The following is a 14,839-nucleotide window of genomic DNA, read 5'->3' on the forward strand; positions in this document are numbered from 1 at the left end:
AGTTGTCATGAACGCCCCCGTTTCCGCGCTTGCGACCGCCGTGGTCGCTGCACTGCTTGCCTCCCCCGCCCTGGCCCAGACCGCCGCGCCGGCGACCGCCCCGGCCAACACCCTGGATACGGTGATCGTCACCGGTACTCGCGTCTCCGACCGCACCGTGGCCGAATCGCAGTCGCCGATCGACATCATCAGCGCCGAATCGCTGCAGGCCACCGGCACCCCGGAACTGGCCACCGCGCTGGCGCGCGCCCTGCCCTCGCTGAACTTCCCGCGCCCGGCGCTGAGCGACGGCACCAGCGCGATCCGCCCCGCGCAGCTGCGCGGCCTCTCGCCCGACCAGGTGCTGGTGCTGGTCAACGGCAAGCGCCGCCACACCTCCTCGCTGCTCAACCTCAACGGCACCATCGGTCGCGGTGCGGCGGCGGTGGATCTGAACACCATCCCGGTCGCGGCCATCGCACGGGTGGAAGTACTGCGCGACGGTGCCTCGGCGCAGTACGGCTCCGATGCCATTGCCGGCGTGGTCAACATCGTGCTCAAGGGCGCAGAAAAGGGCGGCAGCCTGCAAGCCGGCTTCGGCCAGTATTCGGCTGGCGACGGCAACAACTACGAGCTCTCCGGCGACACCGGCGTGGCCTACGGCGGCGATCGCGGCTGGCTGCACGTGGCCGCCCAGCTCAACCAGCAGGACCCCACCGACCGCGCACGCGGCTATGCCGGCGCGCCGAGCGTCTCGCAGCCGGCCGTGGGCCAGAAGTCGTTCAAGATCGGTGACCCGGACGTCAATGCCCAGGCGGTCTCCGCCAATACCGAGTTCGCCTTCAGCGACAGCATCACCGGCTATGCGTTTGCCACCGCCAGCAACCGCGACATCACCTCGTTCGCGTTTTTCCGCGCGCCAGGCAGCAGCCAGAACATCCTGTCGGTGTATCCGCAGGGCTTCCTGCCGGAAATCCAGACCTACGCCAAGGACCGCTCGCTGGTAACCGGCGTGCGCGGCTCCACTGCCAGCGGTTGGGACTGGGACGCCAGCTACAACTACGGCTACAACCGCATCGATTTCCACACCCGCAACACGCTCAACGTCAGCCTGGGGCCGACCTCGCCCACCTCGTTCTACGACGGCGCGCTGGAGACCACGCAGAACATCGTCAACCTGGACGTCAAGCGCGGTTTCGATTGGGGCCTGGCCTATCCGGTGACGGTGGCCTTCGGCGCCGAATACCGCAACGAAAAGTGGAACCAGTCGCCGGGCGAAGTGGGCTCGTATTTCCAGGCCGGCACGCTGTCTGGTGGCGCGCAGGGATTTGGCGGCTTCGCTCCGAGCGTGTCGGGCCAGTACTCGCGCGATAGTTATGCGCTGTATGCAGATCTGGAAGCGGACTTTACCGACAAGTTCTCTGCTGGCCTGGCCGGGCGTTACGAGGACTACAGCGATTTCGGCAGCCAGGCCTCGGGCAAGGTGTCGGCGCGCTATGCGTTCACCGACAAGATCGCGTTGCGCGGCACGGTGGCCTCGGGCTTCCGCGCGCCATCGCTGGCGCAGCAGTATTTCCAGTCCACCAGCACCACCTTCCTGGCCGGCAACCCGAACCCGTTCGAGATCCGCACCTTCCCCGCCGACAGCACCGTGGCGCGCGCGCTCGGCGCCGAACCGCTGGATGCGGAAACCTCGCTGTCCTACAGCCTGGGCCTAGTGCTGCAGCCCACCGATGCGCTCTACCTCACCGTGGATGCGTACCAGATCGATGTGGACGACCGCATCGTGCTGTCGTCCAACCTGACCGGCGCGGGCGTGCGCAGCCTGTTGGAGTCGCAGGGCATCTTCGGCATCAACGGCGGGCGTTACTTCACCAATGCGGTGGATACGCGCACGCGCGGCGTGGACGTAGTGGGCAGCTACCGCTGGCAGCTGGCTGCCAGCAGCGTGGACCTGACCGCCGGCTACAACTACTCGGAAACCGAAGTGCGCAGCGTGGCCGCCAACCCGGCCGCGTTGTCGGCCAACGGGCTGAGCCTGGAGCGCATCGACCGCACCGAGCGTGGCCGCATCGAAGAAGGCTTTCCACGCGACAAGTTCCTGATCAACGGCAGCTGGAACTCCGAGCACTGGACGCTGGCCCTGGGGGCCACGCGTTACGGCAAGTACAGCACCCGCCCGGCGGACGCGAGCAACGACCAGACCTTCGGCGCCAAGTGGGTGGTGGATGCATCGGCCAGCTACAAGGTCGATCGCTGGACGCTGACGCTGGGCGCAGACAATGTGCTTGACGAATATCCGGACGAAAACAACTTCGCCAATTCCACCAGCGGGCAATTCCCGTATAGCAACCTGTCGCCGTTCGGCTTCAATGGTGCGTACGTGTATGGGCGCATCAACTACCGCTGGTAAGCACCGCGCTTGATCAGCCAAGGTGGTCTTGGTGATCGTGAGCTGGGCGCTGCGATCGGCCATCTCGCGATCAGCACGAGGCATCCGCCGCATTTGCCGTGATCGGCTCATGCGGCGTCATTGCCCAGGCATGGCATGCCGCCATTGCAATTCGACACCGAGAGTCGACTACGCGCCCCGGCCAGCCCGGGGCGTGTGCGTTTGGGCCAGGCGTTGCCTGCGGTCTTCTGTGGAACAGCACACAACGCGCTGCCGGCACCAGGCGGACGCGGGCTCGACCATGCGTGCACCGCGGTTGGTGTGCGCCGCCTGCGCGCGCCTGACCACTGCACGCTACGCATTGGTCGCCACGTTGCGCACCGCATCTCTGCGAGGTGAAGAACTGCCGGCAGCTGCGGTGGTATCAACTGTGCTCCCATCATCGCCGGAACACGCTCCATGGAAACATCGCAGCTGTCACGCGGACGCTTGATCGACCATCTGCACCTGGTGGTGCAGGACCTGCCGGCAAGCCGGCGCTTCTACCAGGCTGTGCTGGACGTCCTGGGCATTCCGGTCGGCGGCGAAGGCGATGGCTTTTTCTGGGCCGACGAACTGTTCGTCTCCGACCGCAACACGGTGGCACAAGGTGTGCTGACCGGCCGCCATCACCTGGCATTCCAGGCACGCGATGTGGCAATGGTGCATGCCTTCCATCAGGCCGCGCTCGCCCATGGTGGTCGCGACAATGGTCTGCCCGGCCTGCGCCCCTATCACCCGCATTACTACGCCGCGTTTGTGCTCGATCCGGACGGCAACAACATCGAAGCCGTCTTCCATGGTGCTGCGCAGCGCAGTGCGGATGCGGTGCAGATCACATTCTGATGCACAAGTTTCATAACTGGTATTGCCGTCCACTATGGTGCAAGCAAGCGCCTGCCCCAGCAGCTGTGGTGCAAGCGCCGCATCACTTTGGTGCACGATGACAACGTTGCCAGTAGCACATCACAGATGACAGTTGCTTGCGCAACGTAACCAAAATTTGACATGTGGTTACACGTGGTTAATGGTTGAGAACGCACCGCAGCTGCCGCGATGGACGCGGCCCGGGAGGGGGCCCCTGCGATGCATCCGTTCCCCACTCGGAGTTGTCACCGCATGAATTGCAAGACCAGTCCACTCGCAGTCGCCGTTGTTCTTGCACTGTCGTTTTCCGCTTCAACCGCATCTGCACAGTCGCAGGCGCCGACCCAGAAAACATTGGACACCCTGATCGTGACCGGCACGCGCGTGGCCGATCGCACGGTCGCCGAATCGGCATCGCCGATCGACATCATCTCGCCGCAGGCACTGGAATCGACCGGCACCACGGAATTGGCGACCGCGCTCTCACGCGCGATTCCCTCGCTCAATTTTCCGCGTCCGGCCATCTCCGACGGCTCCGACGCAGTGCGCCCGGCACAGCTGCGCGGCCTGTCGCCCGATCAGGTGCTGGTGCTGGTCAACGGCAAGCGCTATCACAGCACGGCGTTGATCAATCTCAACGATACGCAGGGGCGTGGCTCTTCGCCGGCAGACCTCAACACCATTCCGATCGCCGCGGTGGAGCGCATCGAAGTACTGCGCGATGGCGCGTCTGCGCAATACGGCTCGGACGCCATCGCCGGCGTGATCAATGTCGTGCTCAAGGGCAGCGGCGAAGGCGGCAGCATCAATGGCCGCTATGGCAAGTACAGTGCTGGCGACGGCGAGCAGTATCAGTTGTCCGGCGACGCCGGTTTCAGCTTCGCCGGCACGGGCAAGGTGCACCTGGCCGCACAGGCCGGGCACTCGGATCAGACCAACCGCGCGTTGCCGTTCGGCGGCCGTGTGGAGCAGCGTTACGGCGACCCCGACATCGACCAGGGCGCGCGCTCGTTCAATGGCGAATACAGCCCCACCGATTACCTCACCTTCTATTCGTTCGGCATGGTCAGTCGGCGCGAAGTGCTGTCCAACGGCTATTTCCGCTTTGCCGGCGATAATCGCAACCGCCCGGAAATCTATCCGGACGGCTTCCTGCCGCAGATCTACAACGTCAGCAAGGATGTCTCGTGGGTGGGCGGCTTGAAGACATCCACCGAAGGCGGCTTGAACATCGACCTGAGCTACAACTACGGCCAGAACAATCTCACCTTCGATGTGCGCAACAGCTTGAACAACAGCCTGGGGCTGGCCAGCCCGACCGACTTCCACGCCGGTACGCTGGAAGTGACGCAGAACGTGCTCAATGCCGACTTTACCAAGACGCTGGATTGGGGCCTGGCCTACCCGGTGACGCTGGCCTTTGGTGCCGAATGGCGCGGCGAGAAATTCAACGAATCGCCTGGCGATGCGGCCTCCTCGGCCAACGGCGGTATTCCCTCGGCCAACGGATCGTTGATTCCCGGCGCGCAGGTGTTTCCGGGCTTCAAGCCCTCCGATGCCGGTTACTACAACCGCAACAGTCATTCGTTCTACGCCGACCTGGAAACCGATCTGACCGAGAAGTTCTCGGCCGGGCTGGCCGGGCGCTACGAGAAATACAGCGACTTCGGCGACACCGCCACCGGCAAGCTGTCGCTGCGCTATGCCTTTACCGACAAGGTGGCGGTGCGTGCGACGGCATCCACCGGCTTCCGCGCACCGTCGCTGCAGCAGCAGAACTTCCAGTCGATCGCCACCCAGTTCCTCAACGTGGCACAACCCGACGGCTCAGTGACCGCGATCCCGTTCGAGATCGGCACCTTCCGTACCGATAACCCTGCCGCGATCGCGCTCGGTGCCGAACCGCTCAAGGCCGAAGAGTCGAAGAATTACGGCCTGGGCGTGGTATTGCAGCCGGTGGAGAATCTGTACATCACGGTGGATGCGTATCGCATCGATATCGACGACCGCATCGTGCTGTCTGAAAACCTCACCTCCAATGCGGTCCGCAACTACCTGCAGGCCAATGGCTTCCCGGGCATCGGTGGCGGGCGCTACTTCACCAATGCGGTCGATACCAAGACGCAAGGCGTCGATGCGGTCGGCACCTATCGCTGGAACCTGGATGGCGGCAGCGTAGAGCTGACCTCCGGCTACAACTACAACAAGACCGAAATCAAACGCATCGCCGACAACCCCGCAGCGCTGATGGCGATCGACCCGAGTGCGGTGCGCATCGGGCGCGCCGAAATCGGCCGTATCACCGAAGGTACGCCGCGCGACAAGTTCTTCCTCGGCGGTACCTGGTCGCCCGGCAATTGGTCGTTCACCGGCACCGCCACGCGCTGGGGCGAGTTCAGCACGTTCGGCACCAACGCCGGCAGCGACCAGACCTACTCGGCCAAGTGGACGCTGGATCTGGCCGCGTCCTACAAGTTGGGTGCCTGGAACTTCACCGTTGGTGGCGACAACGTGCTCAACGAATATCCGGACCGCCAGCAAGCCGGTTTGGGCACGCGCACCTACCTGCCCTACAGCAGCGCCTCGCCGTTCGGTTTCAACGGCGCGCTGGTCTATGCGAACGTGAACTACAAGTGGTAACCCCCAAATGCCGGTCGGTCACGACCGGCATTTGAGTCGCGCGACACTGCACGTTTGACGTGTCGCCGACGTCACCGTCCCTGGCCGCCCTCGCACGCGTGAGGCGGCCAGGTTAGACGCTCTTCGCTGCACGCTACACCGCTTCAGCAAGGATGCACGCAGCAAGCGCGCAAGGCGCCACACCGCGCGTTGCCGGTTGCTGCCATCTCGCGCGCACTGCTCCGCACTGCGGACGCATGCAGCGCGCAGGCATGGCCGATTACCCGTACGCAGTTGCATTCCCCCGGTATTACCGCGCTTCGTCGCTACGTCCATCACCCCTCTTGAGCCTTGACGCCCATGCACAACTCCAACGCACTTTCGCTGGCGATTTCAGTCACACTCACCGTCTGTTCCTTCGCTGCCAGTGCGCAGTCGCAATCGACCCAGCCGCAGAAAACCCTCGACACCCTGATCGTCACCGGTACGCGCGTCAGCGACCGGACCGTGGCCGAATCCGAATCGCCGATCGACATCATCTCCGAGGAGTCGCTGCAGGCCACCGGCGCCACCGACGTCGCCACCGCGCTCGGCAAGCTGTTGCCGTCGCTGAACTTCCCGCGCCCGGCCATCGCCGACGGCAACGACGCCGCGCGTCCGGCCACGTTGCGCGGGCTGTCACCGGACAACGTGCTGGTGCTGGTCGACGGCAAGCGCTATCACACCTCCTCGCTGGTGAACTACAACCCCTATGTCGGTCGTGGTTCGGCGCCGGCCGATCTCAACTCGCTACCGATGTCGGCGATCGCCCGCATCGAGGTGCTGCGCGATGGCGCATCGGCGCAATACGGCTCCGATGCGATCGCAGGCGTGGTCAACATCGTGCTCAAGCACGGCGCCGCGGCCGGCAGCAACAGCATTTCGGTCAATGGCGGCATCATGGACAAGGGCGACGGCGCACAGAACGGCGTCGACGGCTCGGTCGGCCTGGCGTTCGGCGCCACCAGCGGCGATACCGCGCCTGGCTGGGTGCGGCTGTCGTGGAATTACCAGAATTCGATGGACACCAACCGCAGCGAAAACACCAATCGCGCCACCACGCTTGCCGGCGCCGCCAATCCCAGCGGCGTGCCCTACCAGCGTCATGGCGATCCGGATGCAAGGTTCTACCAGGGCCTGGTCGCGTTCGGCTATGACTTCACGCCCAACGTCGAGCTGTATGGCCATCTGAGCGTGAGCCGCCGCGAAGTGACGTCCAACGGCTACTACCGCGCCTACGACAACAGCGACCGCAATGTGCAGGCGGTGTATCCCAACGGCTTCCTGCCGCAGATCTACAACCCGATCAACGACCGCTCGGCGGTGCTCGGCGTCAAGGGCACCACGGCCAGCGACTGGCATTGGGACGTGTCGGCCACCTACGGCAAGAACGACATGACCTTCAACATCCTCAACAGCATCAACACCAATCTGTACTGGAGCACGGGCAGCTCGCCGACGGACTTCAATTCCGGCGGTTTCGAAACCGAACAAGGCACGCTCAACGCCGACTTCAACAAGTCCTTCGATTGGGGCCTGGCCTATCCGGTCAATCTGGCCTTCGGCCTGGAACACCGCCAGGACCGCTACGAGATCGTCGCCGGCTCGCCGGCGTCGTATTTCTTCGACCCCGACACCATCAACCCGGAGACCGGAGCCCCCTACCCTGGCGGTGCGCAGGTGTTCTCCGGCCTGGAGCCCTCGGTGGCCGGCAAGTTCGGGCGCCATAGCAACGCGGCCTATGCAGCGCTGGAAGCGGACCTGACCGACAAGCTGTCCGGCGGTATCGCCGGGCGTTACGAGAACTACAGCGATGCCGGTTCCACCCGCTCGGGCAAGCTGTCGGCGCGCTATGCGTTCACCGACACGTTCTCCATGCGCGCAACGGTCTCCAACGGCTTCCGTGCGCCCTCGCTGGCACAGCAAAACTACGCCTCGGTGGTGACCTTGCCGCAGGACGGGCAGCTGATCCAGGTCGGCACCTATCGCACTTCCGACCCGATCGCCGTGCAGCTGGGCGCGCGTCCGCTGAGTCCGGAAAAGTCCACCAACTACGGGATCGGCAGCGTCTGGCAGCCGACCGCCAACTTCACCTCGACGCTGGACGTGTACCAGATCCGCATTTGGGACCAGATCCTGTATTCGGACCAGATCCAGCTCGCCCAACCGATCGGCCAGGTGGGTGCGGTGCAATTCTTCGTCAATGGCGCTACCAGCCGCACGCGCGGCGTGGACTGGGTCAACAGCTACAGGGCCGAGCTCGGTGCCGGCGGCAGCCTCAACCTGAGCGCCAGCGCCAACTACAACAAGACCAAGATCCTGGAGCTGTCCAATCCGAACTTCGGACGCGCCAGCCAGGGCTTGTTGACCGAATCCACGCCACGCACCAAGTACATGCTGGCAGCGGACTGGACCTTGGGCGGCTTCTCGCTCAACGGAAATGCCACCCGCTATGGCGCGATCAAGCGCATCGGCGATCCGGCCGACGGCAGCCAGGACCAGACCTATGCGGCGCGCTGGATCCTCAATCTGGCGGCCAACTACACCTGGCAGGCGCTGACCTTCACCGTGGGCGCGGACAATGTCACCAACCAGTATCCGACCAAGGCACAGCTGACCACCGGCTACGATGATCGCGCCAGCGGCCTGCAGTACTCCTCGTTGTCTCCGTTCGGCTTCAACGGCCGCTACTGGTACGGCCGGGTGACCTACCGCTTCTGATCGGCCGGCTCGAGCAAACCTGCCGATCCACGCACGCGCACACGCAAACACCGCCGAGTGATCGGCGGTGTCTGTCGTTGTGGATCTCTCGATGCGTGTGCCGCGGCCATGCATCTGCCGCGGCGATTGCCAGCGCCGTGATTGCCGCTGCGATGCCGTCCCGGCACATCACTTCACCGCCTGGCCGCCGCTCACCAGGAGGCGAGCAGCGCGTCGACACCGCGCAGGTTGACGCGATCGTTCCAGCTCAGCGTGTACAGCTGCTCCAGCCGAAGCGTCGGCAGACGCGCCAGCAGGCAGGCCAGCGCGGCTTCCATTTCGATCAGTGCCAGCCGGTTACCCAGGCAGTGGTGGATGCCGCCACCGAACGACAGCGCGCGGCCCTGCTGGCGGCGGATATCCAGCACCTGCGGGTCGGTGAATTGCAGGGTGTCGTGATTGGCCGCGCCCAGCATCAGATACAGCAGGACGCCCTGGGGAACCGCAACGCCCTCGATCTGGAACTCCTGCAAGGCGGTGCGCGTGGCCATCTGCACCGAGCTGTCGTAGCGCATGCATTCGAGTACCGCGTTGGGCAGCATGCCCGGGGTTTCCTGCAGCAGGCGCAATGCTGCGGATGCCGATGCAGCGCGACCAGCGCATTGCAGATCATGTTGGAGGTGGTTTCGTGGCCGGCAAAGAACAGCAGGATCACGTTGGAGACGATCTCCTCATCGTTCAAGCGGCGGCCGTTGTCCTCGGCCTGGATGAAGCGCGCAATCAGATCGTCGCCGCCATCGCTGCGACGTTGCGCGATCACGCCGTGGAAATACCGTGCCAGCTGGTCGTAGGCAACGCTGGTGGCCTGCAGTTCTTCCGCCGTCATCATCGGATCGAAGACGTTTGCCAGCGCGCTGGTCGCGTGACTCAGCGCGGTGACATCGGCTGCATCGATATCCAGCATCCGGCAGATGATGGCGATCGGCAGCGGGAACGCGAACTCGGTCAGCAGATCGCAGTGGCCGTTGGCCTGGAAATCATCGATCAAGCCGGCGGCGGTATCGCGGGCGACCTCACGCATGGACTCCATCTGCCGCGCACCGAAGGCCTGGGTCATCAGTGCGCGCAACTGCGTGTGCAGCGGCGGATTGAGCAGCAGGAACATACGGCTCATGCCCTGAAACAGCGGCATGTGCACCGCCGCCTCGCCGTAGCGCAGACGAATGCTTTGCAGATAGTCGCGACCGACCCGTCGGTCGCCTAGCAGGCGATCGACCACGGCGTAGCGGCCCGACATCAGCCGCCCGTCTGCCACCTGCACCAATGGGCCTTCCTCACGCAGGCGTGCGTAGGTCGGATAGGGATCATGGCGGAACTGGGGTGTTGTCAAATCGCGGAGATGCATGGCCTGGCTCGTTTGGCATCACCCCCGAAACAGGGGCGATGCATGCGTGCGCCTGCCAAGAGACGCAGGTGCTCCACTGGATGCCAGGATTATCTGCACGTGCCGCGCGCCGTCCTTGCGCAAGCGCGAAGCAGTGTCGTCAATGTCGAGTCGGTGTGCCGGACTTGTGCCGTTCGTCTCAGCTCGCAGAAGTAGGCACAGGCCACAGCGGTTTACGCGCGGCACCTGACGCATGTCTCCGTCTGCACGCATGCGCCGCGTGTCGCATCGCGTTAATCATGCGCTGTGTACTATGGGCGTCCGGCCAACCGGACCTGTCTTGCGGTCCAGTTCCCCCTGCCGGACTCCAGCCATGACCACGCAATGCCCGCAGGCGACGCCCGGCGCAGTGCCGTTGGCTGGTCGACCTCGACGATCTCCCGGACACTCTCACAACGGATTGGAATGCATCACGACACCAGCCTCATCGACATCATCGCCGTCGGCCTCGCGGTCGCCTTCATCCTTGGCACGCTCGCGCAGAAGGTGAAGCTCTCCCCGCTGGTCGGCTATCTGCTGGCCGGCGTGTGCGTGGGGCCGTTTACGCCGGGATTCGTGGCCGACCAGACCATCGCCAATCAGCTGTCCGAGCTCGGTGTGATGTTGCTGATGTTCGGCGTGGGCCTGCATTTTTCGCTCGACGATTTGATGGAAGTGAAGTGGATCGCGGTGCCTGGCGCATTGGCGCAGATCGTGGTGGCCACCCTGCTCGGCTGGGCGCTGGCGTGGAGCATGGGCTGGTCGCTGATTCACGGCCTGGTGTTCGGCCTGGCGCTGTCGGTGGCCAGTACGGTGGTGCTGTTGCGCGCCTTGGAAGAACGCCGTTTGCTGGACACCCAGCGCGGCCGCATCGCGGTGGGCTGGCTGATTGTCGAAGACCTGGTGATGGTGCTGGCATTGGTGTTGCTCCCGGCACTGGCGGATGTGCTCGGTACCGGAACGCCAGCTGCAGCGCACGATGCGCAATCGCCCTCGCTGCTGGCCGCGCTTGGCGTGACATTGCTCAAGATGGTGGCGTTCGTCGCGGCGATGTTGGTCATCGGCCGGCGCGTGATTCCCTGGTCGTTGGAAAAAGTGGCGGCCACCGGATCGCGCGAATTGTTCACCCTGGCCGTGCTCGGCATCGCGCTGGGCGTGGCATTCGTGTCGGCCACATTGTTTGGTGTGTCCTTCGCGCTCGGCGCGTTCTTCGCCGGCATGCTGCTCAAGGAATCGGAACTCAGCCATAAGGCCGCCAACGATTCGCTGCCGCTGCGCGACGCATTTGCGGTGTTGTTCTTCGTCTCGGTGGGCATGTTGTTCGACCCGATGATCATGATCGCGCACCCGTGGCAGGTTCTGGCGACCTTCCTGACCATTACCGTGGGCAAGTCGCTGGCGGCATTTTTGATCGTGCGCGCGTTCGGCCACCCCACCGGCACGGCGCTCACCATTTCCACCAGCCTGGCGCAGATTGGCGAATTCTCCTTCATCCTGGCCGGCCTGGGCGTGCAACTGGCGATCCTGCCGGAAACCGGGCGCGACCTGATCCTGGCCGGTGCGCTGCTGTCGATCGTGGCCAACCCGTTCCTGTTCTCGTGGCTGGACCGCTGGCAGGCCAAGCAGGCGCAGGATGCGCCCGCCGCCGTGGAACCGGAACTACCGCCCGGCCCGCCGCTGCCGGCCGATGGGCATGCCATCGTGATCGGCTACGGCCGCGTGGGCAGTTCGCTGGCGCAATTGCTGCGCAGCCGCGGCGTGCCGGTACTGGTGATCGACGACAACGGCGACCACGTCGCCAAGGCGCATGCCGCTGGTATTCCCGGCATCCGGGGCAGCGCAGCGGCCGATCGTGTGCTGGCCGAAGCGCGTCCGGAGCACGCCAAGATCGCCATCCTGGCCATTCCGCAGCCGCTGGAAGCCGGCGAAGCGCTGGCCAAGCTGCGCGTCATCAATCCCTCGCTGACACTGCTGGCGCGCGCCCACAGCGACGCGGAGGTCAAACACCTGCTCGAACATGGCGCCGACGGCGCGGTTCTGGCCGAGCGCGAACTGGCCTATTCGCTGGCCGAAATGGTGATGTCCACTCCGCCGTACCGCGCGTTGAACGTGCCGGCGTCGTGATGCCGGTGACCGTCCACGCCACCACCACCCGGTGGCAAGACGCATACGCATGCCGCTCTACGCATTTCAGGGTGATTTCCCCCGGGTCGTAGCCGCATCATGGTTGCCGCGGCGATGCATACCGAGTTGCCGCCGACCTCAGCGTGGCTTGACGAGCCGATACTGCCGACGGTCGCCAAAGGCCGCGCCCTTGGTGTCCACATTGGCGCATAACTGCCCGCCACACAACGTCACGTCCGCAGCGTTGTAGGCGCGCAGCAACTCCGCACGCAACTGAGTGTCGCGGATCTGCTGGCGGTACTGGCCCAACAACCATCCACCACCGCCCAGCAACAGCAGCAAGCTTCCCAGGACAACCGCAGCGCCTTTCCATAGCAGCAGGCGCTGCCCACGTTCGATACGCTTGAGTTGATCAGCCAGCGACTGCGCGCCCTCGCCGATCAAACCGCCCGCTTGCTGTAGCCGCTTCTCGAAGCCGGCGACGGGTTGGTCCATTCCCTGCTGGATGCTTCGAATCAAGGTGTCGGGCACGCGCTGGAGTGTCTGCTCGGCCGAACGGGTGACCACGGTTGGCAGCGACTGGGCCACGTGCTCCAACTGCTGTGCAAGCCGGCGTTGCAGTTGTTCCAGTTCGGCGCAGCGACGCTCGAACTGCTCCATCAAGGCAGCGGTCTTGCTGACCAGTTCCATCGGGTCTTGTGTGTTCATCGTGCGTCCTGCCTTCCTTGTGATAACACTACAGACTGCGCGCACCGACGCGCATGGTTTCTTGCTGTTGCAGCTCGGCCTGTTGCCGCTGCGCTTGCATCGCCTGCTGAGCCACCTGTTGTTCCTGATGGTTTACCGCCTCGACAGCCTCGGCGCGCAAGGCGCGGCCAGGCGGCTCGTTGGCCAGGGCCTGTGTCATCTGACGGAACTGATCACGATCGCCGTTCTGCGCGGCGGCCAACATGCGGTCCAGAAATGCGCTGGGGTCCTCCTGCAGTGAGGACGGCTTGCCGCCGTGTGTCGGCGACGCCGCACGCACTTCCTGCGCATCCTGCTTGAGCGGCACCTGCCAGGTCTGTGGCGCATGGCTGCGCTCGCGGTCCTGCTGAAGTTGCTGCATCTGCTGCTGCCAGCTGGGCGCATCCATTTCCCGACGCCCGGTCCCCGGCTCCACCGGACCACGCAGCTGATCGATCCCGTCACGGGCCAGCCCGGGAATTCCGCGCGAATACAGCGTCACGCCCGCCCGCAGCGTTTCCACGTCATCGCGATACTTCTCGATCATCGGCGCGTACTGCCTAGCGAGCTGCTGCGTTGAAGGATCTTCCAAGACGGAGGTATCCAGTTTGCCGGCTCCATCGACTGGCAAGAAGTTATGCATGCGATGCGACTCACTCAGCCTGACAGCCGCAGACACCGGATCACGCGCATCCAAGGCATCGGGGTCGTTGGCGTAATCAGCGGCCTTTAAGACAGCAATCTCGTGCGGTGTGGCATAGACCTTGACTTGTCCGTAATGCCGGCTCGCGGCACTGACTGCATCGCCGGCCATGACGTGATTGATTACGTCGCCTCCGCCCTCCGGGATCCGCCGATCCAGACTGACCGCGCCGTAGGCGTCGAAGGTCTGTCCCTTGAGCTTGAAGTGATGTGCAGTAACTTGCGCCAAGTTACCACCAAGCGAGTGGCCTGCAACCGTCACATCGGGTATTTCCAGCCCGGTAGCGAGATGCTTCTGCTCTGCATATTTCAAGGCACCCTGCGTAAACGCGATGGCGTCCGCTACCTGTGCGTTGTGGCGGGTTGCAACCATTCCACCGTCGGCCAGTGCGCCGTCCAGGATGGGCTGACGATCGAACTCGCTTCCTCGGTGGACAACCACTATTTCCCTGGTATCAACCCTCTCGTATATCACGCCTTGGTAGCCTGACGGCCTGTCCACATATCGCAAACGTCGGACAGGCAAACCGCCAATGTCTACAATGGCGCTTCGCTCTCCAGTATCTTCGGGTCTGTCGTAGCCATCGCGAGTCAGCGCGGCATACTGCTGGCTGGTGAGACTCATGGGGCAACCCTCTCCGCACTGAGAGTTATACGAAATAAGTTACTTCGGTTCGGCTCTGCGTATTTCTCAGCAAGTTCCTCACCGAAGTCGACGTACCCCTCAAGCTTACTTTTTGGATACCCGCCCAACCAAAAAAAAGTTGTTTTTTGACTGAGCCCATCAAAATACTTCCTTTCTAGACTAGGCGCAAAAGCTGTTTCCCCACTACTACCTGTCGCCATTAGGGAAACGCCAATACCTCCAAATTCCCAGTGGCAGATCCCCTTGCCATAGTAGTCAGCATCGATCATGCCATCCGTATAAATCATCGCCATGTAAGCTGTATCGTCGACCCTATGAAAAGCAACAGGTATTGCGTCTTCCTTCGGCTTTGTGGACATCCCCAACGCAGGGTCGAAAGGCGCACATTCATCGCGATTTGTCATGTCATAAAACGCCGTACCTGACACAACCCCAAACGGTCCTGGCGCATCCTCGATGGTCATGGTGACGCGATAAGCCTGCTTGGGATGCGGGTTCTTCTGGTAGATCGGATCGCCATCGGCGTCGCGGGCCTGCACGTCCTTGGATTGCATGGTGGTCTCCTTTGCTCCGCAAGCGCACA

Annotated in this window: 8 protein-coding genes and 1 pseudogene; 5 read left to right on the plus strand and 4 right to left on the minus strand. The window is 63.8% G+C overall.

Going from position 1 to position 14,839, the window contains the following annotated elements; genetic code table 11:
* Positions 1 to 7 precede the first annotated feature (7 nt).
* The 4 genes from ACCQ00_RS15665 (at position 8) to ACCQ00_RS15680 (ending at position 8,656) form a co-directional block, all read left to right on the plus strand.
* Positions 8 to 2,392, plus strand: coding sequence for a TonB-dependent receptor plug domain-containing protein (locus ACCQ00_RS15665; protein WP_017156670.1), 2,385 nt, complete (start codon positions 8 to 10; stop codon positions 2,390 to 2,392).
* 438 nt (positions 2,393 to 2,830) lie between these two features.
* Entirely contained in the window at positions 2,831 to 3,256 is a 426-nt protein-coding gene (locus ACCQ00_RS15670; protein WP_039568204.1) for a VOC family protein, read from the plus strand.
* A gap of 273 nt (positions 3,257 to 3,529) precedes the next feature.
* Positions 3,530 to 5,917, plus strand: coding sequence for a TonB-dependent receptor plug domain-containing protein (locus ACCQ00_RS15675; RefSeq protein WP_039568201.1), 2,388 nt, complete (start codon positions 3,530 to 3,532; stop codon positions 5,915 to 5,917).
* 339 nt (positions 5,918 to 6,256) lie between these two features.
* A complete protein-coding gene (locus ACCQ00_RS15680; RefSeq protein WP_039583671.1) occupies positions 6,257 to 8,656 on the plus strand; it encodes a TonB-dependent receptor plug domain-containing protein in 2,400 nt (799 codons plus the stop codon).
* Between the two features lie 191 nt (positions 8,657 to 8,847).
* Here the strand turns inward: ACCQ00_RS15680 and ACCQ00_RS15685 are convergent.
* Positions 8,848 to 10,040: pseudogene (locus ACCQ00_RS15685) on the minus strand (cytochrome P450).
* A 444-nt stretch (positions 10,041 to 10,484) separates the two neighbouring features.
* On the opposite strand from ACCQ00_RS15685, the gene ybaL reads away from it, so the two are divergent.
* Positions 10,485 to 12,182 carry a YbaL family putative K(+) efflux transporter gene (gene ybaL / locus ACCQ00_RS15690; protein ID WP_039568199.1) on the plus strand — a complete coding sequence of 566 codons (1,698 nt, stop codon included), beginning with the start codon at positions 10,485 to 10,487 and terminating at the stop codon, positions 12,180 to 12,182.
* 138 nt (positions 12,183 to 12,320) lie between these two features.
* Here the strand turns inward: ybaL and ACCQ00_RS15695 are convergent, their stop codons facing one another.
* Genes ACCQ00_RS15695 through ACCQ00_RS15705 form a run of 3 tightly spaced genes read right to left on the minus strand, consistent with a single transcriptional unit; the run spans position 12,321 to position 14,810 of the window.
* Positions 12,321 to 12,890, minus strand: coding sequence for a hypothetical protein (locus ACCQ00_RS15695; protein ID WP_017156675.1), 570 nt, complete (start codon positions 12,888 to 12,890; stop codon positions 12,321 to 12,323).
* A gap of 28 nt (positions 12,891 to 12,918) precedes the next feature.
* Entirely contained in the window at positions 12,919 to 14,235 is a 1,317-nt protein-coding gene (locus ACCQ00_RS15700) for a DUF6792 domain-containing protein (protein WP_039587935.1), read from the minus strand.
* Positions 14,232 to 14,810: a hypothetical protein gene (locus tag ACCQ00_RS15705; RefSeq protein WP_039568196.1), complete on the minus strand. Its 579-nt coding sequence runs from the start codon at positions 14,808 to 14,810 to the stop codon at positions 14,232 to 14,234. The genes ACCQ00_RS15700 and ACCQ00_RS15705 overlap by 4 nt, the downstream gene beginning before the upstream one ends.
* Positions 14,811 to 14,839 lie beyond the last annotated feature (29 nt).

It is taken from the genome of Xanthomonas sp. NCPPB 3761 (assembly GCF_041475705.2).
Taxonomy (GTDB): Bacteria; Pseudomonadota; Gammaproteobacteria; order Xanthomonadales; family Xanthomonadaceae; genus Xanthomonas; species Xanthomonas phaseoli.

Excerpts from the sequence above, each read along its gene's own strand:
- ACCQ00_RS15705 (WP_039568196.1), bottom strand. The coding sequence starts at position 14,810 with ATGCAATCCAAGGACGTGCAGGCCCGCGACGCCGATGGCGATCCGATC.
- ACCQ00_RS15665 (WP_017156670.1), top strand. The coding sequence starts at position 8 with ATGAACGCCCCCGTTTCCGCGCTTGCGACCGCCGTGGTCGCTGCACTG.
- ACCQ00_RS15680 (WP_039583671.1), top strand. The coding sequence starts at position 6,257 with ATGCACAACTCCAACGCACTTTCGCTGGCGATTTCAGTCACACTCACC.
- ybaL (WP_039568199.1), top strand. The coding sequence starts at position 10,485 with ATGCATCACGACACCAGCCTCATCGACATCATCGCCGTCGGCCTCGCG.
- ACCQ00_RS15670 (WP_039568204.1), top strand. The coding sequence starts at position 2,831 with ATGGAAACATCGCAGCTGTCACGCGGACGCTTGATCGACCATCTGCAC.
- ACCQ00_RS15700 (WP_039587935.1), bottom strand. The coding sequence starts at position 14,235 with ATGAGTCTCACCAGCCAGCAGTATGCCGCGCTGACTCGCGATGGCTAC.
- ACCQ00_RS15695 (WP_017156675.1), bottom strand. The coding sequence starts at position 12,890 with ATGAACACACAAGACCCGATGGAACTGGTCAGCAAGACCGCTGCCTTG.
- ACCQ00_RS15675 (WP_039568201.1), top strand. The coding sequence starts at position 3,530 with ATGAATTGCAAGACCAGTCCACTCGCAGTCGCCGTTGTTCTTGCACTG.